The organism is Dyadobacter sp. 32 (assembly GCF_902506755.1).
Taxonomy (GTDB): domain Bacteria; phylum Bacteroidota; class Bacteroidia; order Cytophagales; family Spirosomataceae; genus Dyadobacter.
Window position 1 is genome coordinate 3,857,807 of sequence record NZ_LR735258.1, and the last position, 24,495, is coordinate 3,882,301.

At 45.1% G+C, this 24,495-nt stretch carries 18 protein-coding genes; 12 read left to right on the top strand and 6 right to left on the bottom strand.

What is annotated here, in order from left to right:
* The first annotated feature begins 148 nt into the window (after positions 1-148).
* A complete protein-coding gene (locus DYADSP32_RS15640) occupies positions 149-3,265 on the top strand; it encodes a SusC/RagA family TonB-linked outer membrane protein (protein ID WP_149241865.1) in 3,117 nt (1,038 codons plus the stop codon).
* A 55-nt stretch (positions 3,266-3,320) separates the two neighbouring features.
* Entirely contained in the window at positions 3,321-4,940 is a 1,620-nt protein-coding gene (locus DYADSP32_RS15645; RefSeq protein ID WP_149241864.1) for a RagB/SusD family nutrient uptake outer membrane protein, read from the top strand.
* 454 nt (positions 4,941-5,394) lie between these two features.
* Here the strand turns inward: DYADSP32_RS15645 and DYADSP32_RS15650 are convergent, their stop codons facing one another.
* Complete coding sequence (locus tag DYADSP32_RS15650) at positions 5,395-6,078, bottom strand: GntR family transcriptional regulator (RefSeq protein ID WP_414617812.1); 684 nt, start codon at positions 6,076-6,078, stop codon at positions 5,395-5,397.
* A 722-nt stretch (positions 6,079-6,800) separates the two neighbouring features.
* On the opposite strand from DYADSP32_RS15650, the gene DYADSP32_RS15655 reads away from it, so the two are divergent.
* Together DYADSP32_RS15655 and DYADSP32_RS15660 are read left to right on the top strand one after the other, a co-directional pair.
* On the top strand, positions 6,801-9,830 hold the full coding sequence (locus DYADSP32_RS15655) for a PAS domain S-box protein (RefSeq protein WP_149241863.1): 3,030 nt from the start codon (positions 6,801-6,803) through the stop codon (positions 9,828-9,830).
* A complete protein-coding gene (locus tag DYADSP32_RS15660; protein WP_149241862.1) occupies positions 9,827-10,225 on the top strand; it encodes a response regulator in 399 nt (132 codons plus the stop codon). The genes DYADSP32_RS15655 and DYADSP32_RS15660 overlap by 4 nt, the downstream gene beginning before the upstream one ends.
* Before the next feature lie 173 nt (positions 10,226-10,398).
* Here DYADSP32_RS15660 and DYADSP32_RS15665 read toward each other — a convergent pair whose 3' ends face one another.
* The 3 genes from DYADSP32_RS15665 to DYADSP32_RS15675 all read right to left on the bottom strand — a co-directional run bounded on the left by DYADSP32_RS15665 (position 10,399) and on the right by DYADSP32_RS15675 (position 14,240).
* Positions 10,399-11,937, bottom strand: a complete 1,539-nt coding sequence (locus DYADSP32_RS15665) for a glycosyltransferase family 39 protein (RefSeq protein WP_149241861.1) — start codon at positions 11,935-11,937, stop codon at positions 10,399-10,401.
* 24 nt (positions 11,938-11,961) lie between these two features.
* The gene (locus tag DYADSP32_RS15670) at positions 11,962-13,146 is read right to left on the bottom strand and encodes a hypothetical protein (RefSeq protein ID WP_149241860.1); all 1,185 of its coding nucleotides are present in this window, start codon (positions 13,144-13,146) and stop codon (positions 11,962-11,964) included.
* 119 nt (positions 13,147-13,265) lie between these two features.
* On the bottom strand, positions 13,266-14,240 hold the full coding sequence (locus DYADSP32_RS15675) for an endonuclease (protein ID WP_149241859.1): 975 nt from the start codon (positions 14,238-14,240) through the stop codon (positions 13,266-13,268).
* A gap of 283 nt (positions 14,241-14,523) precedes the next feature.
* Here DYADSP32_RS15675 and DYADSP32_RS15680 point away from each other — a divergent pair, with 283 nt between their 5' ends.
* Positions 14,524-15,135: a GDSL-type esterase/lipase family protein gene (locus DYADSP32_RS15680; protein WP_149241858.1), complete on the top strand. Its 612-nt coding sequence runs from the start codon at positions 14,524-14,526 to the stop codon at positions 15,133-15,135.
* 11 nt (positions 15,136-15,146) lie between these two features.
* Complete coding sequence (locus tag DYADSP32_RS15685; protein ID WP_149241857.1) at positions 15,147-15,872, top strand: esterase family protein; 726 nt, start codon at positions 15,147-15,149, stop codon at positions 15,870-15,872.
* A 72-nt stretch (positions 15,873-15,944) separates the two neighbouring features.
* Here DYADSP32_RS15685 and DYADSP32_RS15690 read toward each other — a convergent pair whose 3' ends face one another.
* Positions 15,945-16,334 (bottom strand): DUF202 domain-containing protein, encoded by a 390-nt coding sequence (locus tag DYADSP32_RS15690; RefSeq protein WP_149241856.1) that lies wholly within the window; start codon positions 16,332-16,334, stop codon positions 15,945-15,947.
* Positions 16,335-16,501: 167 nt separating this feature from the next.
* On the opposite strand from DYADSP32_RS15690, the gene DYADSP32_RS15695 reads away from it, so the two are divergent.
* From DYADSP32_RS15695 to DYADSP32_RS15720, 6 genes are all read left to right on the top strand, one after another.
* Complete coding sequence (locus DYADSP32_RS15695) at positions 16,502-16,954, top strand: ferritin-like domain-containing protein (protein WP_149241855.1); 453 nt, start codon at positions 16,502-16,504, stop codon at positions 16,952-16,954.
* 104 nt (positions 16,955-17,058) lie between these two features.
* Positions 17,059-17,196 carry a DUF2256 domain-containing protein gene (locus DYADSP32_RS15700; RefSeq protein WP_149241854.1) on the top strand — a complete coding sequence of 46 codons (138 nt, stop codon included), beginning with the start codon at positions 17,059-17,061 and terminating at the stop codon, positions 17,194-17,196.
* Entirely contained in the window at positions 17,193-18,674 is a 1,482-nt protein-coding gene (locus DYADSP32_RS15705) for a cryptochrome/photolyase family protein (protein WP_149241853.1), read from the top strand. The genes DYADSP32_RS15700 and DYADSP32_RS15705 overlap by 4 nt, the downstream gene beginning before the upstream one ends.
* Positions 18,675-18,843: 169 nt before the next feature.
* On the top strand, positions 18,844-19,950 hold the full coding sequence (locus DYADSP32_RS15710) for a heparan-alpha-glucosaminide N-acetyltransferase domain-containing protein (protein WP_149241852.1): 1,107 nt from the start codon (positions 18,844-18,846) through the stop codon (positions 19,948-19,950).
* A 15-nt stretch (positions 19,951-19,965) separates the two neighbouring features.
* Positions 19,966-22,395 carry an alpha-glucuronidase family glycosyl hydrolase gene (locus DYADSP32_RS15715; RefSeq protein ID WP_149241851.1) on the top strand — a complete coding sequence of 810 codons (2,430 nt, stop codon included), beginning with the start codon at positions 19,966-19,968 and terminating at the stop codon, positions 22,393-22,395.
* 15 nt (positions 22,396-22,410) lie between these two features.
* Positions 22,411-23,235: an aldolase/citrate lyase family protein gene (locus DYADSP32_RS15720; protein WP_149244820.1), complete on the top strand. Its 825-nt coding sequence runs from the start codon at positions 22,411-22,413 to the stop codon at positions 23,233-23,235.
* A 182-nt stretch (positions 23,236-23,417) separates the two neighbouring features.
* Here the strand turns inward: DYADSP32_RS15720 and DYADSP32_RS15725 are convergent, their stop codons facing one another.
* Positions 23,418-24,398: a nucleoside hydrolase gene (locus DYADSP32_RS15725; RefSeq protein ID WP_149241850.1), complete on the bottom strand. Its 981-nt coding sequence runs from the start codon at positions 24,396-24,398 to the stop codon at positions 23,418-23,420.
* Between the last annotated feature and the right edge of the window lie 97 nt (positions 24,399-24,495).

Genomic DNA, 24,495 nt, shown 5'->3' on the forward strand with positions numbered 1-24,495 from the left:
GCCGCTTGACCTTAAGATGACACACAAAGATCATCTCAATTCCAGGCGTCCGCATATTATTTAAGACTGTTCTGTTGAATTACGGGTACGTACACTACTCCAATAAAATTTTACATTTTCCTTTTTTAACCTTTAATCAAAATAAACTATGAAACGACCAAAGGTCTACTATTTAAGATCGATTACTAAGGTTTTGTTGCTGCTTGCCTGTATGCCGGTACTGACTTATGCTCAGGAAAGCAGGGAAGTCGTTATATCCGTAGTAGACAGCCTCAATCAGTCGCCTATTCCGGGCGTGAATGTAACAATTAAGGGTACTAATAAAGGATCAAGCACCAATTCTGACGGGCAACTCAAACTCGGCGTTTCGGTTACAGACATCCTGGTCTTCTCCTTTATTGGTTATGAGAAAAAGCAAATGCAAGTTGGAAACAAAACTTCATTGAAAGTATCATTAAAACAGAGCCAGGAATCGCTAAATGAAGTTGTTGTAGTGGGATATGGTACTCAGAAAAAGATTAACCTGACAGGTTCTGTGTCCACAATTGACTCAAAAGCGATTGAAAACAGACCGGTAAGCAATCTTGCTACGGCTATGCAAGGGACCACTCCGGGATTGATCGTCACCCGTACTTCGGGCCAACCGGGGGCTGAAAACATTACCATGCAGATCCGTGGAGCTACTTCAGCCAATGGGAACATAAATCCATTGGTTTTGCTGGATGGGGTAACCGTCCCCATTTCAACTCTCCAGACCATGAACCCAAATGATGTAGAATCCATCAGTGTACTAAAGGATGCAGCTGTGGCTGCAATATATGGAGCACAAGCTGCCGGTGGCGTAATTCTGGTTACAACAAAAAAGGGGAAAGCCGGAAAACCAGTATTCAACTATTCAATGATGTATGGCAAAAGCTGGATGCAGGACGTGCCTCAACGTATGGCGCTTATTGATGAAGCTACTTATGCCAACTTGTCCAACAAAAATGCAGGACTTAACCCTGCATTCAATGACATGGAGCTTGACTTGATTCGGAAAGGAACTGAGTACTATGTCAACCCGGCTGATACCAACTCTTACATTTATCTCAATCAGAAAAGCTTTGTCAAACAGCTCATCAGGGATTATACGGATATGCAGTCGCACAACCTATCTGTAAGAGGTGGCACCGACAAGGTGAACTATCTTGTATCGCTCGGTTTGATGGATCAGCAGGGCGCTTTCAGAGTTGGCCCCGATAAGCTGAACAGGTATAACGCCCGTATCAACCTGGGGATCGAGCTTACAAAACATCTTTCCATCGAAACTCGTCTAGCCTACACCAATCAGCAGCAGGAAGCATCGTCGCAAAGTGCCTCTACCCTGATGAACCAGACCTTGCGGTACCGGAGTCGCTGGCCCATTTTTACGCCAGAAGGTCGTTTGAGCGGAGCAGGTACATCATCTGCGAATATGGCCTATGCACATCTTATGGAAGGAGGATACAATAATTATGACAACAATAATTTCGATGGGGTGTTCACCGTAAAGGTAGCCAACCTGGTAAAAGGGCTCCAGGCACGTGCTGTGTTTGGTGGGCTTTACGGACGAGGTGACCGTAATTTGTTCAGGCGAACCATTACAACCTGGCAACGATACGCACCAGTATATTATGTAAATAACCCCAATTCGTATGAAGTTACCAATGAGCTCACTACCAACAAAAATCTCCAATTCATACTGGACTACGATCTCACCCTCGGCAAAAACCATGTGTTTCATGCCATGGCCGGCCACCAGTATGAGGATTATCGCTACTCGCAGGTTTTTTCTTCAGCGAAAAGCCTTGCCAGCAATGACCTTCCCGCACTTAACCTGGGAGATGATGCAACCAAGGTAAACAGCCAGGCTATCAGCACCTACGCAAACCGGTCTTATTTCGGGCGTATTAACTATAGCTTCGCGGATAAATACTTGTTTGAGGCCACGCTAAGGGCTGATGAGACCTCCCGCCTTCCCGCCGGATCCAGATTGAAAGTATTTCCTGCCGTTTCGGCAGGTTGGAATATAAACAGTGAAACATGGTTCCCACGTGCTGATTTTATTAGTGCGCTGAAACTTAGGGCTTCATGGGGGCAGTTGGGTAGCGCCCTGGGTAGCGTGATCGGAAACTATGACTACCTTAATATGCTCACCAGAGCTAATAACCTGGTATTGGGAGGAGTGCGATCCATGTATTTTTACCAGAACATTCTGCCCTCACCAACTCTGACCTGGGAAACTATCGAAACGAGCAATATCGGACTAGATTTCGCACTGTTTAAAAACAGACTGACTGTTTCTGCCGACTATTACGTTAAGTATAACAAAAATATGCTTACCCCTCAGTTATATCCATCCACGATCGGAATCAACACATCCAGAAGAAACAACGGAGAGCTGAAGTCCTGGGGCTGGGAGCTCGACATTAACCATAAGAACACAATTGGTAATGGCTTCAACTACAACATAGGTTTCAACCTGTCAGACAACCAGAATAAGCTTCTCAGCTACTCCGGGCAAAAAATAATCTACGAAGGAATTACCAGCATTCTGGAAGGATATCCCCTCAACTCAATATGGGGATTCAAAACAGATGGCTTTTTCCAGGATAAATCAGAGGTAGCCGACTGGGCATACCAGAACGCACTAACCAGCGCGGGAGATATCAAATACCTTGATCTTAACGGGGATAAAGTTATCTCCGTAGGAAGTGCTACCCCCGAAGACCATGGGGACCTTGTCTATTTGGGATCAGATCAGCCCCGTTACACATTTGGTATTACTGGTGGCTTATCCTGGAAAGGTATAGACCTATCCGTTTTCTTCCAGGGAGTAGGTTCGCGGACATTTTTTCCTAACGTAGCCTATTTAAACCCTCAGGATGCACAATGGAACAATCCGATGTCCTTCCAGCAGGATTACTGGACCGAAGATAATCGGGATGCCTATTTCCCCCGCCCCTACGTTGGAGGAGGACATAACTATCGCCGTGCAGACAAATGGATACTCAATGGACGGTACATCCGGCTTAAAAATCTCCAGATGGGATATTCCCTGCCTGCTAAATTGACACAGAAAGCAAAAATATCCAATGCCCGTATCTTCGTTAGCGGACAAGACTTACTCACCTTTTCCGGTCTTGGGATTTTCAAAGGTGTATTCAGTCCTGAATTTAGCAACAATACCAGCTACCAGTACCCTCTATACTCCAACGTGTCGGTAGGCCTAAATCTTAACTTCTAAAGGTTACTATCATTCCTTAAGAAAGTGTTTTATATCCATATAAATTTTGTATGAAATGAAAAAATTTAAAATTCAATATCTGCTTTTCTTTTTTTTAGTTTCGGCCTGTGAAATTGACCGGCTGCCTGAAAATACAGTTAGCGATGAATCGTTTTGGAAAAGTGAAAACGACCTGAGGGCTGCAGCAAATTACCTATATACATTTCTACCTACCATGCCTACAACATCCGACAACTGGTCAGACGACGGATTTGCTATGGTAGCAAATGATATCAGCTCTGGCACCCGGCTGCCTCCGGCAACCGCAACTGACTACAGTTCCCCGTATTTGGTAATCAGGGCAGCCAATAATATCATCGAAAAATCAGCACTTGCCCTGAGCGCAGGTGTGGTACCTGCTACAGTTGACATTTACGTCGCAGAAGCTCGCTTCTTTAGAGCCTGGGCGTATCTCCAGCTGTTACAGAAATACGGAGACGTCCCATTGGTACTTACCACCCTCAGTGAAGACTCCGAAGAACTGACCAGCCCGGCAACTCCGCGAGCGCAGGTAATTGATGCTATCTACAATGATCTGGATGCATCAAGCAGTAAACTGCCTACTGCAACACAAAGAGGATCCACGACTAATTATGGGCGTATTACCAAAACTGCCGCACTTGCACTTAAAGCCCGAGCAGCATTGTTTGAAGGCACACGAGCAAAATTTCACAAATATGGAGAGCCTGCCAAACACCTTAACCTGGCCGCGAAAGCAGCAAAAGATGTTATAGACAGCAAGGAACACAGTTTATTATCAGATTATTTCAATTTGTTCCAATATGCAGGTGAAGGAAGACAGAACCCTGAAAATATACTTGTACGGCAATATGGAAACTCGATGACCGATCAGATCCTTAGCCATAATATTGGTTCGATCATTAACGGCTCCAGCAATCCTACTAAGGTGCTAATTGATTCATATCTGATGAAAGACGGTCTTCCGATCAGCAAGTCTCCGCTATATACAACCCCTAAAGGTCATACCGAAATATTTGCCAACAGGGATCCTCGTCTTAGTGCAACTGTAATGAAACAGGGCGATCAATATTTCCAGAATACAGGCTATACATTCCCTCAACTCGTGTATCATACTACAGGGTTTTGTTTCCGAAAGTTTATAAATGCCGCTGATCAACTCGCTCCGAACAACAACCAGTCCTTTATTGATTTGCCGATTATACGCTACGCAGAAGTCCTGGCAACTTATGCGGAGGCTGTATACGAACTGAACGAAAATATTTCGGATGCAGATCTGGACCTAAGTCTCAATCTCATAAGAGCAAGAGCTGGAATCCCAAGCTTAACCAACTCATTTGTTGCCGCCAACGGCCTTAACATGCGGGAGGAGATCAGAAGAGAACGTAGGGTTGAGTTTACGATGGAAGGACTCCGCTACTGGGACATTATACGTTGGAAAACAGCCGAAATAGAGTTACCAAAACCGGTGCTTGGATGTTACTATTTCCCGGATGGATTTGGAACCCAGAAGCCTATTGTTGACGACAACAATTTCATTCTGGTGCAAACCGCTTCGACACGCAGATTTGATCCGGCCAAAGATTACCTGTGGCCAATTCCGATCAATGAGCTAGCTCTTAATCCAAAGTTAGTTCAGAATCCAGGCTGGAAGTAAGTTCTCTGTTCATATAGAATTCAATTCCACGATTGTATCTTATCGAAAAGAGCGATAATAGTGGAATTGAATTTTATAGCCTTTTCACACAGACAGGATCTTAACCATGCCCCAGTTTCGCAAATGGTTTCGTTCACAATACCACAAGACAGAGAACGAGCTCCGAATTAAAGCCAAATCATCCATTGGAGATTTTGATTTTACTGCCAATTTTATTGCTATCCAAGGAAATTACGTACCTATTTCCACAGCAAAAGGCTACGGAAATAGGTTAATAGATAAGTTTTATAATTAATCGAATTGCTGAAAAATCCAGGCCAACATGTAAGACGAACGTTAGCTCTCTTGTAGTTCAGAAAAGGGAGCTACATTCATTACCATGGCCATCAACATCTAAGCATAGATCTAATCAGCCTTTTACAAAGCACTGCATTGACCTCAACGTATCATTAAATCAAAGCTCCAATGATTCAATCTCTCCCCTTAACAAATGTCGGGCTAATGCGTCTTCTGCGAGCCTCAAATCCTTGCTCTTTAAAGCTTGAACTATTTGCCTATGCTCTGTATCAGTGAGCTCATAATCATCCATATGCGTCTGAGTCTTACCGAGTTTTTGATGAAATAGTGGAATATTACTTGTACGGTACAGGATTTTCAACTTTTCGTTACTGGACACATCAATTAATGTTTCATGAAATTTCACATCCGCCTCGCACGCACCTCCAAAATACCCACCATGAACCATTGAGGAGAAATCGTCGCAGATTTCCTCCAGCCTTTGAATTTGAACCTGATCTATTTTCTGAAAAGCCAATCTTAACGCCCCTAATTCTAAAATCTCTCTCAATTCCCTGATCTCCTTAATGTCGTCGGCATTCAATGTTTTCACAAAAAACCCCCCTTTTTCTCCAAATTCAATGAGACCTTCTCCCATAAGCCTGGTGAGCGCCTCCCTAACGGCTATACGGCTAACTTCCATTTTCTGAGCCCACGTATCCTCTTTCAATCTGGACCCAGAGACAAGCTGATTTGAAAGAATTTTTTTTCTTAATTCACTGTATACCTTATTTGCCAGAGAATCTTCTTTCATAATTGTGTAAACTAAATTGAACCTATTTTGTAAGTATATTGTGATCATTCAAAATTAGGAACATTTAGTTCATTGAAAAATAACGAAGCATAAGTATTTACGGATTTGTTTTCTTTCTATTTACAAATACATCGTCCGTAATGCTTTTGTAAGCCATCACAACCTAGCTCCCCTTACTTCCCTCTGAAAGTCCTCCTTTTGGGTTCAGAAACCACGCCCCATATCATAAACCATTGAATACTAATCACTTCATAAAAACCGACAATACATCCATGGGATGAACGTAAAGAACTACCATCCCGAAAAGCGTATTGAAAAGTGGTTCTCCTATATTCTGAACCGACAAGTTGGATTGTCAACCTACTTGCGTCGAAATCCGGTATCTTCTGACCAAGCGAAATTAATGCGGATCCTGTTAACGTGCCATTGCCGCAAACCTGTACCTAAATTTTGAAATTTACACTACGAAAAAATCTATGTTGGATAATGGATTAACAGTTCCATGCGGCTCATCACTTTGATTTTTCGTTCCAAAGGCTTTTTGCATGGTAAACGAGCCTGACCATGGTTAATACGATCGGTTAAAACTTCATTTTGTTTAAGACCTTCCCCTTTAACGGTTACGGCTTCCAGCATACACACCATGCCGATGCATCAATTTTTACACTTTTTTTGACGAATTTATTTTACTTTAACAGAATAATCAGTTGTTAAAATTTGGGAGATCGTATAACTCACCCAGGTTTGATATCTAAAATGCATTAAAAGTGATGAGCAGTCTGAAAATATTGTACTTTGAAGACTCAGAGGCCGGGGTTGTTACAGCGAGACAAGTACTACACAAAGCCAAGTTAAACGCCGATATACGAATTGCCGGAAGCAGGAAGCAATATACAGAGACATTAACCGGTTTCGAGCCCGATGTGATCCTTTCTGAATATACCTTAAACGGAATTCACTGCTCAGAGATAGTGGCAATTACCAGGCAGAGCGGGATGAAAATCCCTTTTATTATTGTCTCTAATGCCGTATCAGACGAAATGACGGGGGAGCTTCTGTTGATCGGAGCGGATGATTACATCATTAAGGACCAAGCCGGCCGCCTGCCGTTCGCTGTACTGCGGAGCCTGGAAAAATACCAGTTCAAGAAGGAGCAACAGGACTTGCTTGAAAAGTTAACCAACAGCGAAAAGCGCTTCCGCACACTGGTGGAAAACAGTACCGATGCTGTTGTCGTACTAAACGCAGAGACCCGACCGACTTACGTCTCTTCCGCCGTTAAAAATGTATTGGGATACACGCCGCAGGAGATCCTCAGCATGGACCTTTTTACTTTCGTACATCCCGACGACCTGGAAGAATTACCTAAAATCATGACGAAAGTACTTGCTAATCCGGGTGTACCCATACAAGGTCACACGGGTCGGATGCTGCACAAGGATGGCACCTGGCGATGGATTGACGCTACGGTAACCAACTTATTGCACGAACCCGCTATCAATGGGATTGTCGACAATTTTCGTGACGTGACCGAAAACATTGTGGCTGATCAACAGCTCAAACACAAGGAAAGGCGCCTTAGCCAGGCACAGGCTATTGCGCACCTGGGCAGTTGGGAGCTCGATTTAGCGACACAGACCCATGTACTCTCAGATGAAGCGTGCCGTATTTGTGGTTTGTCCCAAACAGACAATATCCAAAGTGTAGCTTCCTGGATGTCATTTATACATCCCGATGATGTTGAATACGTACTTAAACAGAACCAGGATGCATTAGATACCCTGAAGGCCGCGGATTACTACTACCGCCTCATCAGAAAGGATGGGCAAATCAGGTACCTGCATGCGCAAACCCATGTTGAACTGAATAGCTTGGGAGAACCTGTCAGCTTATACGGCGTTTTGCATGATGTAACGGAGATGGAAAGATCCGAGCAGGCCTTGCGGAGTTCGGAAGCCAACCTGCGGGCAATCTTTGAAAATTCTACGGAAGGTTTTATCCTTGCCGATACCCAGGCAGTGGTTAAGTACTTTAATAGTAAAGCCAGCGACTTTTACAAGCTTAGTACCGGCGAAAAAATTAAGGTAGGGGCCTGTTTATATGATACGGTGAGCAAAGACAAAAGCACTGATTACGAAAAGACAATCAGCAGTGTATTATCAGGCGAGACCAGGCACTATGACTATGCATATGAACAAATTGACGGGGAGAGGAAATGGCTAAGCATTATGTTCGTGCCGGTGTATGAGAGCAACGAGATCACGGGGCTTAGCCTGACCATGAGGGATATTACCGATCGAAAACTGGCTGAAGACCTGCTCCGGCGCTCAGAGTCGAACATGAACGCGATCATCAACAATACGGATGCACTGATCTATTCATTGGACACAGATCTGAACTTCATCACTTATAACGACGCACTTAAAAGTATGATGAAAGAAAGGTACGACCTTGACTTACAGCCCGGCCAGGACGTACGCCATTCCATGACCAGGTTTGATCCGGGGTCCGAATCGGACTGGATGCAAATCAATACCAGGGCCTTTGCCGGGGAAATCCTGAAATTCGAAAAGGATATTCCTTATAACGGGACGCGCAATCATTTCAAATTCTCCATTCATCCTATCAAAGAAAACAACACGCTTGTAGGCCTCTCCTGTTTTGCTAATGATATTACCAAAGAGAAACAGGCCGAAGGCGAGGTGCTGAAAGCGCTTGAAGAGAAAAACATCATACTTGAAAGTATTGGGGATGCCTTTTTCGCAGTGGACCGCAACTGGATTGTTACCTACTGGAACAAAGAGGCTGAGGCTGTGCTGAGCTGTCCGAAAGAAAGCGTACTGGGCAAAAACCTCTGGGATATATTTCCCGATGCTACGGGCTCTTTATTCTATACTTTTTACCAAAAGGCCTTTGAGCAAAATACCATCCAGCATTTTGAATCCCTTTACGAAAGGGACAACACCTGGCTGGAAGTTACCGCCTATCCGTCGGCCAGTGGTCTGTCAATATACTTCAGGGATATTACCCAACGTAAGCATTCTGAGTCACAACTCAACGAGCTTAACAAAAATCTTCACAAATACACCGATGAGCTCATCGCCTCCAACAAGGGCTTGGAACAATTCTCGTACATTGTATCACACAACCTGCGTGCCCCGGTGGCCAATATCATAGGCCTCACCGAACTGGTAAACCAGGACGACTACCCTCCTGAAGTAAAGGAACAGTTTTTGAAGGAGCTATTGGTGAATGCCAAACGGCTCGATGATGTCGTTTCCGACCTTAACACGATTTTACAGGTCAAAAGAGAAGTGAGCGAAAAAAGAGAACCGGTTTCCTTGCAGCAGCTTATAGATAAAATTGGTTCGAGCATACAAAACATCATCGAAAAAGAGAATGTACAGATAGAAACCGATTTTAGCGCTGTCAACGAGCTGTTTACGCTTAAAAGTTATTTACACAGCATTTTTTTTAACCTGATTATGAATAGTATCAAATACCGCCAGAAGGACACAGATCCAGTGATCAGGATAAAAAGCAGCCTGGATCAGGATCAGGTGACGCTTTCCTTTATGGATAATGGTATCGGAATTGATCTGGACAGCAAAGGATCGGAGGTATTTGGCCTCTACAAACGCTTCCACTATCATGTGGAAGGAAAAGGAATGGGATTGTTTATGGTCAAGACTCAAGTGGAAATGCTGGGGGGAAAAATAACCGTAAAAAGTGCTGTCAATAAAGGCACCGAGTTTAAGATTGAATTTAGTTCCAATGCTTTCCGAACACCTACTTTATGAAATTTCCCGCTAGATTCATAGTCGTCGATGACGATGCCGGTAATAACCTCATCTGCAAATATGTTATTACTTATTTTGCACCCGCTGCCACCATCCAACTTTTCACTGAAGCCGAAAAAGCACTGGTGTCGATCCAGGAAGACTATAACCAGAGAACCGGGCATTTGGACACAGCCCTGTTTCTTGATATCAATATGCCCGTGATGGATGGCTGGGAGTTTCTGGACAAATTCAGTTCATTCCCACCCGGGCTACATGCACAATACAAAATATTTATCCTTTCCTCATCCATTGATCCCGAAGATAAAGAGAAGGCCGAAAATCACCCGCACGTGCAGGGCTATTACTCAAAACCGTTGAGAAAAGAAACACTAAGCGAGATATTTAGCGGATAATTCATTTGATAAAAATGAGTACAATGCTTATTAAACGTACCGGTCTCCAGTGAAATAAATCTTTAAGCATTCCATCCGGAACTTCTTTTGTTACCCGGCCCATACCAGTCTCCAACAGCGCTGACTTGGAGGGAAGAATTTCGAAACAGGCATCAAAACTCAGGGAAGTCGAACTACTTCAGCAGCCCTTTTAATCGAAATACATACCAGTACCGGGCCAACTTCCCGTTACGCCGACAGGGTATTTTTGCTGCCAGTTCAATTGAGTCAAACTGGTTTTTGTAAATTACTGACGGATCTGTGAAGTTGTTTGACGGACTGATAAAATAGGCACATGAACCGGCGGATAATGGCGGATTCATGTCGTTTAGCCATATAAATTTATGTAGGTCATGGAGTGTACCCATCCCTCTTACATTCATCCCAAGCGGGAAGGCTACATAATAATAAAGATGCGCCCCCGGAAACCATTTATGTACGACGAGGGGAGCGTCTTCTGTCATTGTTTGCGTCAGCATGTCTTCAAGCCTTATTTTCCGGAATTCGGGCAACAATTGCTCCCATCCATAAATATCCAGGGTCGCATCACCTGCTCCGGTGTTGGGGGCAAGATTGTTACCAAGCGTGCCCGGGTAGTAGCGAACCGTAGCCAGTCCTGCGACGACAATAAAGATCATCAGGCCAATAGAAGCACTCACAAGTTTGGATATGAGGCCACGCCTACTTTTCCCGGAATTGTTAGAGACATCATGTGAAGACAACAAAATCAATCCCGCAAATCCCGGACCGCTCCAATGTGGGAGGGTCGGCCGAAATAAGGAAACAACAATCGTTGCGGCAATGATGGGAAGACTGCACCAAAGCAAGAGGGCTATCCTCGGCGACATTTCTGTTTCCCGGCGCCTCAGAGAAAGCAATGCTAGGATTGCCAATGCGATGTTGAATGGGTTGTTGTATGCGATCTGCCCAAGCATTGTAGCCATCAATGACATCAGATTAATACCATCGGTGATCGCTACCCGGTTGCTGTGGAACTGCCAGGTGATGAAATCATTCTGAATGTTCCATAAAAAGATGGGCGACACAATAAGCGCAGTAATAGCCAGCGACACATATAGAAATGGGTCTCTCAGCAAAGATAGGCGGGAAGTGAATACGAAACCGGCAAACCCTACCCAAAGAAAAACACCGTGAACTTTCGACATGATGGCCAGCCCGATCCAGCACCCCAGCCATAGTAAGTTTCGATTACGACTGACTGTGCTCGCATCTGTATCCAGCATAGAAAGCATGGTGTGTAAGGATGCCAGCCAGAACACCAGCTGGACAGAATCAGGCAATATGAACAAACCCGACAAAATACTGCAATAGACAGAGGTGTTGTAAAGAATGGCCGCCACAAGACCGCCCTTTTCGCTTCCTAACTTTTGCCCGCATTGAGCTATTAACCAAGTATTGATAGCCGCTCCGGCAATGGCTGGAAGTCGCATGGAAAGATCATTTAGCCAGTGCAGGTTAAATGTGAAAATACGGATGAAAAGTCCTACGAGTGGAGGGTGATCGAAATGATTCCAGTCGGGCTGTACGGCATAGGTGAAATAGTAAACTTCATCGTTTCCCAGGTTAAGCAAAAGTGCCAGAACACAACGCATCAAACTACAACAAACGATAATTTGAACCAGTGCAGATCGGGTAGACGTTTTATTGAACATTTCGCTGGAATTAATGCTGTGTTTTCACCTTAACGATAATCTTCTCCTATCGTAAATCCGGGGCCGTCTTACAAAAAAGCTCCAGAGCACCAGTAGCCAAAGAAATAGAATGATTACCCCCAGCGTCCGAAAAAAGGTGGTCTCTCCTATATTTTCATACACCAGAGTTTCTTTGTACCCGGAATGAGGAGTGTAGAACACCGGGTTTAGATAAACAGTAGTTCCGTTTCTGTATTGGAAAGTTGCCCGTGCATAATGATCTTTTGGGGTAAGCTTGTACTTTATCAGATTTGTATCGTTAAAAGCGGCAAGTTCCTTTCCATTCTGGCCTGTCATTGATATTTTCCAAGCGCGGGCACTCATTTTTATGGTAATGGTGTCGGTATTGACACGTAGCGCCACCAGTGTCGGAATCGAATCGATTGCCTGTTTTTGTCCCAAAACCACTCCATAACTTTTTCCTGTCCTCAGTGCACCTAAAACCCGCTGTTTGTTCTCATCCTTTACATTTACATAGGTACACATAGTGCCAAGGCGCTCCCTTTTAATCACGTTGTGGATGTCGTCATTACCAACAATAAAGGTTTTTTTTCCCGCCGACAGTGCCGCATCCCATTCCCTGGTAGAAATAACAGAGGGGTTCAAAACCTCCATACAATCATATCCGGCAAGGGAAGAAAAGTCACTTGCCTTGTATCCGTTTCTTAGCCCCGGGTGATTGAGTATAATTACAGAATTTGTGTCGCCCAACTGTTGGATCACATGTTGTTTGTTATGCAATGTCTGCGGAAAGAGATAATCAAGCCATTGGACATCTTGGCTTCCCAATACGAGCTGATGTGTTTTTCTAAGGTTGTAGCCATGTTCGTAAGCCGGGATGTAGTTTTGCCTGTGTGCGTGTGTGGTGTCAATGTGATGGTAATTTGACACACAATGAATCTGGTAATCCAGGTCTTTGTAGGCCTTATGTATCTCACCGGCAGTGCCGTGGCCATTGGTAATTCCATTCCAGGCTTGCGCATGTGCATGAAAATTGCACTTCAGCCATTTCTGGGCATCAATGGAATCGTAAGGATTGTAAATCACACTTCCTTCGAAGGGCATCGGTTCTTCAAACTGAAATCGTGCACAGAGCAGGTATTGCGATACCAACAGCCACAGGACCCAGGTAAAGAGAAAGAGGAGTACGAAACGCAGTTTTTTCATCATGCTACATACAGGCTTTGACACGATTCATTGATTATAACCTTGCTACGAATTTGCAGTGGCTGGATTGGGTTTAGATAACCTGAATATTGAAATGGGCTTGCAGACTCAATGGCCACAAATCAAAAAACCCGCTTGTTAGACTTCCTTAACCGTGTCCAGGAGAAGTTTACACTTACGGGATGGTGATCCGATAACGGTGTGCCGTTGCTGGTGGTAAAAAGTGTTTTTTCAAAAGCATATTGCTCAGCCACCAATTGAAGTTCGTTGCTACCCCGAAAAAGAATTTTGTCGATTGACTCGCATGTATCCGTTAAAGCCAGAATGTTGCCTCCCGGAAGTTTCCTGGAGGATGGAGGGACTTTGCCCTGGCACCTGAGTTCAACCCATGCATCTTTGAGACCGAGCGTATTGAGCAAAAGCCGGATATTGTCATAATGATATCCATAGTGCCCGTTGAGGTCTCCCATAATAACTACCGCATTGGAACCGGATTTACCTTTGATAAAGGAAGAGAGTTGCATCATATTTAACCTTCTTGCAGCGGCAGCTGGCAGATCGTTGTAGGCATTCATATGTACATTGTAAAAATCTATGAAAAGCTTTTCTGCTACTTCAATGCGAGAGAACGAAAACCCCTTCGGTGTCAGGCAATCTGCCCCCGTGCAGTCTTCCCATTGGATTCTTTCCAGGTCCCGGAGAGGGAATCGTGAAAGTGTATTCAAGCCGTCTCCAAAAGGAACATTTCCCAGACTTCTTGTACGGAATGGATGTTGGTTGGCTGTCCCATAAAGAGCGTCGTTGTAGCTGAAATCTTCCTGGACATGGACAACGTCATAAATGTTGAGTTTTTTGCCAATTTCCGAAATGCTTTCCGCTCTTGGTGTGATCGCGCTGGAAATGAACTGTGGCAGACCCGCAATATTGTAGGTAATCGCAGAGAACGTCCCATAATCCTCACGGGATAGAACAGGTGCGTGGACAGCGGCAATTGTTGCTCCAAACCCATCGGTAAAATCAGAAGCAATCCTTACTGAAAAGAATGCGATCAACACCAGAACGGTCTGCCTAAAACGAAGTTGTTTTTTATCGGACATAAAACGGATAGCATGACGTGTCAAAGATAGGTCGGGTCGGTTATGCGGATAATTCCTGGATGTTATGTTATTGTTAGCTGTGTACAGTTTTGACTCATCCGATGTAAGTAAGGCGCTAGTGAACGTTCAAACTTTCCATAACCAATTGTTTAAGGTTGATTAATGGTGAGTTAATACTATCCCGATACATTTACAGGCTGCTGTAATCGCAGGCCCAGGAAGGAAGCAGGCATACAACAGCCAACCCGCACGGATGAGCTTGAATTGATATAGATAGAATGATATGATTTGGTATGAAGATGAAGTGATACGAGTGGAACAAGAGCTGAGCCGCTTGGCCTACGAGCCTGAAACGCTGTTTTATGGGAGCTCAAGTATCACACTCTGGAACACATTGTATTCCGATTTTAGAGCGTACCACCCGATAAATCTTGGTTTTGGGGGCTCCACGATTGCTGCCTGTTCCTGGTTTTTCGACCGGATTGCCGGGCCCATTCTATCAGCCAAAAGAATAGTCATTTATGCTGGCGACAACGACCTGGGAGATGGACGTAACCCGGAGGAAGTTTATCTTTTTTACAAGCTATTGATAGAGCAGATCTGGAAGAAGTTTGGCGGCATTCCATGTTATTTTATCAGCATAAAGCCGAGTATTCAGAGATGGGACATGATTGGTAAAATCAAAACAGCCAACCGGTTAATCCGGGAGGAAACCCTAACCGATACGCGACAGACCTACATTGATATATTCCCCCTGATGTTAGATAAGCAGGGTATACCTTCCAGAGTATTGTTTGAGCCCGACGGCCTGCATTTGAGCCATGCTGGCTATCAGGTATGGAAAGAGGCAATCCATCTGCACATTGAAATGAACGAAACATCCAAACAACCTTAAATACTTGCCGTATGGAACGGGCGTATCAAAAATGGTTCAGTCATGCCTTGGGCAGGGACATGGAGATGCTGGTTTTTGGGGACAGGGGTTTACCGGTTATATTTTTCCCCACCCGATCCGCTCACTTTTATGACATGGAAAACTGGCGGGTGGTGGAAGCTATGAGCCAGCAGATCAATTCCGGGCACATTCAGGTTTATTGCGTAGACAGCGTTGACTGCGAGAGCTTTTACTCACCTTTGCCTCCCGACAAAAAAATTGTCCGGCACATGCAGTATGAAAAATATATATTGCTGGAGGTGATCCCTTTTATAAGAAACAGAAATAAAAACCCCGGGTTGGTGTCTGCAGGTTGCAGCCTGGGTGGTTATCATGCCGTAACCATAGCATTAAAGCACCCCACTTTTTTTACGAAGGTGTTGGGTATGAGCGCCCGTTATGATCTGACGAAGTCTTTGACTTTTTTTGCGGATCTGTTTGATGGCTATTTCGATGAGAATATTTACTACAACATGCCAAATCGCTTTATTCCTGCCATCTCTGATCCTCAGTTGCTACAGCAGCTCCGCAAACTTGATATCACAGTAGTAATAGGTCGTGAGGATGCCTTTTTGCCGGACAATGAACAATTGAGTCACTCTCTGAATCAAATTGCAGTGCCTCATAAGATGCATGTCTGGGATCAGGAAGCACACAAGCCCCGGTATTGGCGTGAGATGGTAAAGCAATATCTCTGAAATTTACTCCCCACTTTGTATCGGCGGCCCGCAGATATGCCTCTTATACACCGAATCCGGCTCAGGCCAAATTCAAATGCTTTGCAGCAGATAAGCAATTAAAATGATACTAATCAGTAAAATAACAGCCGTCAGTATCGTGGTCAGGACCGTAGAAGGCTGATAAGTCCCTGTTCTTAATTGCTTGTCTACTCTTCTATACTGAAAGAAAGAAAACAAGATGGAGAGTGTACCCATAGCAACCAATACGATACCGATAATGGCCGAATAACCCTGGGAAGGCGCGTTTATTTTTGTCTGAAAAACCACACCTATCTGTTTCACAAACAAAGAAAATTTGACAACCACAAAGCCAAATGCCATGATGCCGATTCCGGTTCTTATCCACGCCAGATAAGTTCTTTCATTGGCCAGGTGGTCATTGGGCTTAAATTGAGTGCTGTCCTTTTCATTTTGATCCATAATGCAAAGGTAGTTATATGGCAACAACATTACTTCAAATAAGATGTAAAGCTGGTGGACGTAACAAACCAGAAAACTGAATTGGCCAACCTACCGCAGGAGGTAACATTACATCCTGGCACGGTATTCGTATTTGCTGCGTACAAACAAAAATTTATAAACACATTATGGCAACTACATCAAATGCTCAAGGCATAATTAACGATCTGATCGAGATCAACAATGACCGCGTGGCGGGTTTTGAAAAAGCAATTGAGGATATCAATGACGAAAATATAGATTTAAAAACCCTATTTGAGGATTATGCTCAGCAAAGCCGTAAAAATGTACAGGAACTGTCCGCAATCAGAGGGTCGGCACCACATCTTGAAACCGAAATGAGTGTCAGCGGCACCCTACACCGGGCCTGGATTGATGTAAAGGCATTATTTGGCGGCAGCGACCGGGCCAGTATCTTGTCCGAAGCAGAACGAGGCGAAGATGCCATCAAAAATGCCTACAAAGATGCTTTAAGCAGCGGAGAACTCTCCATTGGCGCTGAAATCATCAGTAAACAGGCACAGGATATCAATACTGCTCATGACCGGATCAAAGCGTTGCGGGATGTAGCGAAGGTGTGACATAAGAAGTATTCCTGGAAAGCTGCCTTGAAAGAGGTGGCTTTTTTTGCATAAAACGAATTCATTCGCCAAGTCTACCTACCGATTTCTTTACAAATGCACGGATGAAAAAAGCGCATTTACCTGAAAAAATATGCATTGTGTGTGGCAGACCCTTTGCATGGCGAAAAAAATGGGAGAAGGTTTGGGATGAGGTTAAATATTGCAGTGACAAGTGCAGGGGTAACCGGAATAAGATTTGAAAGCAGCGAATATCATTTTTCCGCATCAATTATTCGAAAATAGTCCGATTGCAGAAAACGGCTCCCCCGTTTACCTGCTGGAAGAAACTTTATATTTCAACCAGTTTGCCTTCCACAAGCAAAAAATTGCTTTTCACCGGGCCACGATGAAATGGTATGCTGCTTTCCTGGAATCCAAAAAAGTTGAAGTAATATATATTGAGTCTGCTAACCCGCTTTCGGACATAAGGAGGTTGGTTGCAGACTTTGAGTCAAAAAGTATTGCGCGCATACATTATATCGACCCCACCGATGACTGGCTCGGCAAGCGCCTGGCCTCAGCTGCTGCCAAAGCAAACATAGAAATTATAGAGTACTCCAATCCTTTGTTTCTGAACAGCAAGGAGGATCTGAGCGTATTTTTTCAGGAGAAAAAGAAGAAATTTTTCCAGACAGCGTTTTACATCCAGGAGCGAAAAAAACGACAGATCCTGGTAAATGACCAAAACGAGCCGGTGGGTGGCGCATGGAGCTATGATGTGGACAACCGGAAAAAGTACCCTCGAAAAAAACGACCACCGCACATTGACTATCCTGCAACCAATGAATTTTATGAAGAAGCGAAAACATACGTTCAGGAGCACTTCCGCGATAATCCGGGGCATCTCACCCAATATTCTCTTTATCCGGGAGACCATATTACAGCAAAAAAATGGTTAAGCGATTTTCTAACCAACCGTTTTCTGGAATTCGGGCCTTACGAAGATGCCATCGTGAAGGAAGAAAGCATTCTACACCACAGCGTCCTGACCCCGATGCTCAACGTTGGCTTAATCACCCCTCAGACTATTGTAGACGAGGTGCTGAAATATTCCGTGCATGCCAAAATTCCGTTGAACACGACGGAAGGTTTTATCCGTCAGATGATCGGCTGGCGCGAATTCATGCGGGGTTTCTATGCGTATAAGGGTTCTTTTTCCCGGACAGCAAATTACTGGAACTTCCGCCGGAAAATACCCCGCTCCTTCTACGACGGCACTACCGGAATCGAGCCTGTGGACAGTACCATTAAGAAGGTTCTGGCAAGCGGGTACTGTCATCATATCGAGCGTTTGATGATTCTTGGGAATTTCATGCTGTTGTGCGAATTTGACCCGGATGATGTGTATCAATGGTTTATGGAATTGTTTATTGACGCTTATGACTGGGTGATGGTACCGAACGTCTATGCCATGAGCCAGTTTGCAGATGGTGGACTGCTGGCCACCAAACCTTATATTGCCGGCAGTAATTACATCCTGAAAATGAGCAATTATGAAAAAGGGCCCTGGCAGGAAATCTGGGATGCTCTATTTTGGCGTTTCATGCATGTACATAGGGACTTCTTTCGGCAGAATCCACGGCTAGGTATGCTCTTGGGAAACTTTGATAAGATGGATCCTCAAAAACAGAAATCGTTATTGAATACCGCACAAAAATTTTTGAAGACCCTGGACTAAACAAAATTAAAAGTAGCGCCAAACCAATTCCGAGGCGCATCCATTCCCGAGCAACGGGCGTTTTCGTATCTACCTCATTTCCTCATAATTTACACATTTCACACCTACTGATGGCTACCACTGATAGCCCGTAAATGAACCCGGTTCGTATTAACCATAAACGACCGCAATGAAAAATCAGACTACAGGTGTTTCGCGATTAATTGCCCTGGATGCCATGCGGGGATTTACCATCGCGGCTATGATCATGGTCAATTTCCCGGGAAACGAGCAATATGTGTTTCCTACACTTCGCCACACCCAATGGAACGGTCTGACCTTCACCGACCTTATCGCCCCCACTTTCCTGTTTATCGTGGGTGTATCCATTGCGTTTGCTTATTCCAAAAGACTCAAAGTCAATAGCCCAAAAGGCGATCTCTATAAAAAAATTGCCATCAGGTCAGTGAAAATATTTGCCGTCGGAATGTTTCTGAACATGCTGCCCGACTTTGAATTTGACAATCTCCGTTACACAGGCACTTTACATCGCATTTCGATCGTATTTTTTCTCTGTGCTATCTTATTTTTGAACACCACCTGGAAACAGCAGGCCATTACGGGAGCCATTATTTTGATCCTTTATTGGCTCGCCATGACCCTCATTCCCACACCGGGCATCGGTGTAGTGATGTTGGAACGGGGGGTAAACCTGGCCGCCTGGGTAGATCAGCAGTACATGCCCGGAAAAATGTGGCAGGGAACCTGGGACCCGGAAGGTATTCTCAGCACGTTTCCATCACTAGTTTCCGGCATAGCCGGCATGCTGGCAGGAAGGCTTATGCTCAGCACCTACACGCCTGGAGAAAAAGTAAATTACCTCATGAGCATCGGCCTTTTTACGGCGGCCGCCGGTTATTTCTGGGGACTCACGTTCCCGGTGAATGAAAACATCTGGACGAGCTCATTTGTGCTGGTGACGGCCGGGTTTGATTTTATGCTTCTGGGAGCGCTCTACTTCATTATTGACATTCTTGGAAGGAAACGTGGCACAGAACCCGGAATTATTTTCGGCGCCAATGCCATCACCGCTTATGTACTGGCCGATATTCTTGCATTGGTATTTTACATCGATGTTTTTGGCAAGAAAACACTGAACCAGCATTTTGTAGACGGGTTGATCAGCAGTGGCGTCAAGCCGGAACTTGCCAGTTTAACTTACGCTTTACTTTTTGTCTGCCTCAATTTCATCCCGGCCTACCTACTCTACCGCCGAAAAATATTCATTAAACTGTAATAGTTGATTAGCTCCATGCGTCCTTTCCCCCAATTTGTAATCATTATCTTAAGCTGTATTTTACTGAATAATCAGAAGTGTCACGCACAAGCTATTGACCTTTCAAAGGCTCAGATCTTCAATACAGTTTCCGACAAAAACGTACAGCTTCGAACAGTTGAAATCCTTCAGCAGGAAGTAGAAAAGCGCAGCGGTATAAAAATGTCATCCCTGAAAACATTGCCAAAAAAACCGGCCTCGTTGATAATCCTGGCCATGGAAAACGATTTCTCAAAATTGCCGCAAAATTACCGGTCGGCAGTGAACAGGCTACCCCAAATTCAGAAGGAAGGATTTAAGCTTCTGGCTTTGCCCGAGTCGAATACCGTGCTTGTGGTAGGGAAGGACGCTCGTGGGCTGCTGTACGGAACGGGGCGCCTGCTTCGTAATCTGGAAATTGCAAAAGGGTCGATCAGATTAAAATCGGCGCTGGCGCTGGCAACAAGTCCACGGTATCCGATCCGCGGACATCAGCTTGGATATCGTCCTAAAACGAATGCTTACGACGCGTTTACGGTCGCGCAGTTTGACCAGTACATCAGGGACCTGGCTTTGTTTGGCGCCAACCACATCGAGATTATGCCGCCCCGAACCGACGACGATTTCACAAGTCCACACATGAAACTTCCGGCGATCAAAATGATCGTAGAACAATCCAGAATATGTAAGGAATATGGGCTTGATGTATCCATGTGGTATCCCAATCTGGGCAAGGATTATGTACATCCCGATTCGATCAGAAATGAACTTAAGGAACGCGAAGAAATATTTTCAATATTACCAAAGCTGGATGCAGTTTTTGTTCCGGCAGGTGATCCCGGCGACCTGGAACCGGACGTCCTTTTTGCCTGGCTCGAAAAGGAGGCAGAATTGCTGAAAAAATACCACCCCAATGCAAAGATATGGGTCTCGCCACAGGTATTCAGACCTACCCAGAAATGGTTTGATACGTTTTTCGGGCATGTCAATAAGGAGTATCCATGGTTTGGCGGTGTGGTTTTCGGTCCGTGGATCAAATTACCTGTTGCCAAAATCCGTGAACTGGTAAAGCCTTCCATACCCATACGGCATTACCCGGACATTACCCACAATTACAGCTCGCAGTATCCGGTTCCCCACTGGGATCTGGCCTTTGCCATGACGTCGGGACGTGAAAGTATCAATCCGCGGCCGAATGATGAAAAGGCGATCCATAATGCACTGGATCAATATGGCATAGGGAGCATCAGTTATTCCGAAGGGACCAACGACGATGTGAACAAATTTGTGTGGAGCGATCAGGACTGGGATCCTGAAAGGCCGGTGATCGAAACGCTCCGTGAATATGCACGCCTGTTTATCGGGCCGGATTTTACAGAGTCATTTGCGCAGGGACTGCTGGCTCTGGAGAGAAACTGGAAAGGGGAGTTACTCACCAACGAAAGTATAGACCGGACGCTGGTGCAGTGGCAACAGATGGAAAAACAGGCACCCTTGAAGGTCTTGCAGAATGCACGGTTCCAGATGGGTCTGATCAGGGCCTATTTTGATTCCTACACCCACCGAAGGCTCATTTATGAAACCGCGTTGGAACAAGAAGCGAAAGAGATTTTAGAAAACGCTAAAAGCGGGACGACGCTTGAATCGATCAGCAAAGCGAAATTGATTTTGGAAAAAGCCTGGACAAAAACTATCCTGCCCGATTACCAGGCAAAGTGCCACGCATTGGCCGACTCCCTCTATAAAAGCATTGGTGCGCAGCTCACCATGAAAAAACACGGGGCTATGTCGGGGAGGGGTAACTTTATAGACCTGATCAACATGCCACTCAATGACTCGCCCTGGCTACTTGACCAGTTTGAAAAAATGGAGAAGATGAGCTCAGAACAGGATCGGCTAACTTACTTACAGACCATCCTCCACCGAACTGATCCAGGCCCGGGAGGTTTTTACGATCATTTTGGAGACCCTGAAAGCTGGTACCGCGTGGTACCTGGCCAACCCTGGGAAAAAGACCCGGGGAGCCTGCTGTCTCCACGGATAGGCTTTGGGGTAGGGCTGGTTGGAGAAGAGTGGGTGGATGAAATAAAAGCAACCGGCTTCAAAGGACAGGTAACGCCGCGCGTATGGATGAAGCAGGCTAAAACGCTCTATGACCAGCCACTCAAAATTCATTACGACGACCTGGATCCAGAAGCATCCTACACGATTCGTATTGCTTATACAGGCAGATTCCGGTCGAGAATGAAAATGACCACAGATGATGGCGTATTGATCCACGATTTTATAAAAACGGGAGAGAAGCCAATTTATGAATTTGAACTGCCGAAGGTGGCCATAAAAAAAGGAAAAGTCACTTTCGTGTGGTCATGCGGTGAGGGAGAACGTGGCTCCCAGGTGACGGAAATATGGCTGATAAGGAAATAAACAAATAATAAATTGATGGAAGCATCTCATACGATGGGATTATTGGAAAAAATGAAAAGCGGCCAGAACGTCTATGGCACCTGCATAACCTCCACGGCACCCATGTGGCCGGCAGCAGTAAAAAAAACAGGCGTGGATTTCGTATTTATCGATACTGAGCATGTGCCGCTAAGCCGAAACGAAATGGCCGCACTGTGCCAGCAATTCCGATCACTGGACATCACCCCCATCGTCCGGATCCCTGCACCGGATGCTTTCCTGGCCTGTCAGGCCATTGATGCGGGCGCATTGGGCGTAGTAGCTCCTTATCTCGAATCTACCCAACAGGTTCTGGAGCTTGTAGGTGCAACCAAGTATCGCCCGCTGAAAGGGGAGCTTTTGAAAAAATATCTGACGGGAGAATTGGAAATACCTGTGGCCGTAAAAGACTATGTGAATAGCGTTAATGCCTCCAACATTTGCATCGCCAACATCGAAAGCGTACCTGCGATGGAACAACTGGATGTCATGTTGTCCGTGAAAGGCCTGGATGCCGTGTTTATTGGCCCACATGACCTGTCCATAAGCCTGGGTATTCCTGAACAATACGACCATCCCCTATTCGAAGAAGCCGTGAAAACCATTATTCACAAAACCAGGTCACACGGCTTGTCTATCGGAATACATTTTTCACTGGAACCGCAACGCCAGATCCGGTGGATGAAGGAAGGAGCCAATATCGTAGTGCACAGCTTCGACGTTGCACTTTTCACCCAGCGTTTAAGACAAGATCTTGATACCATCAGAGCGGCTGCCGGGGACCTCAGGTCGAATCAGAAAGAGGAGGCGCTCGTCATCTAGTGACTAATGGTACGCGTATTGGGTTATTTGAGAAGTTGAAGGCCCGATACTCGGCATGGTTAAATGGCTGTATAGTTAAATTATTGACGAAAAGATTGTTAGTCATTAAATCTCAACAATAAAACAATAACCATTTAGCCTTCAAACACCAGTCAAACCACCCGGGGCAGGAAGTGACATAATTATTTGTTCCCTTCCTGCATCAAAGCTTCTATGAGCATCGTGATCTGGGGAAGTGGCATCGCCTCGGTAAGATAAGCGTGAGGGCCCATCGGATCGTCCTGCCATTTGTTATTACCTCCCTCTATAATAATTTTACCCCGCTTCACGCCGAAGTAAGGCTGATTGCCTCTGATTCCCACCAGTACGGCTGTTTGATCCCAGCTCATTCTCCCGTCCGCGTCACCTTTGCTTAGTGGCATAGATAGCGCATATACATCCTTCACCGGACTCGACAGCTCTTCGTTGCCAATAACCCGGAGACCTGTTTTGATCTTTTTACCAATCTCAAACCCACTGAATACGATATTTGTCGGCCACTTGGTAAATACCTTTTCCGATGCTAACGAGTCCACGTGAACGTTATACTCGCGCCCCGCAGGAAATGAGCCCGCCATAGATACCAGTTGCTTCACCTTACGCCTCACCAGTAATTCGCCCGAGAGCGGTGATATTGCATCCGGTGCAGAATCCAGCAAATCCGCAAGATTTGTAAGAAAACCAATCGTGACAATCGTTACACTCTGATCCGGTTGTTTGACCAAAATTTTACGATACGTCTCTACTGCGTCCGGCGCTTCAGATGATTTTTTAATCTTATGGGGATATTTAGCCACCAGCATTTCCGGCCACTTTTGCGACGCTCCAAAATCCGGGGCATTTCCCTTTGGGACACCTGTAAGCAATTCGGGACGCCCGAAATAAGTATTCAAAACATCAATACTGGGGACAGTCAATTCATTTTTATTACAGGAAATTACCGCCAGGGGCTTGGCCTCTCCCCGTGAGGTTAGCGCATGCAAAACCGCCATCGCACCAACATCGTCGTAATCAGGGCCTATATCGGTATCCAGAATAATTGAAACGGCCTGTTTACCACCAATCTGCGCATAGACCGACGAAATAGATATAAAGAGAGCAAGGATAATGAACCTGTAAGTCATGGAAAATCAACTGCAAAAGCGAACTTTTCTAAACATAAGTAATCTCATTCCTGTTGAAATTACATATATCTACGTCAAACGACGAGAATTTGCTGCA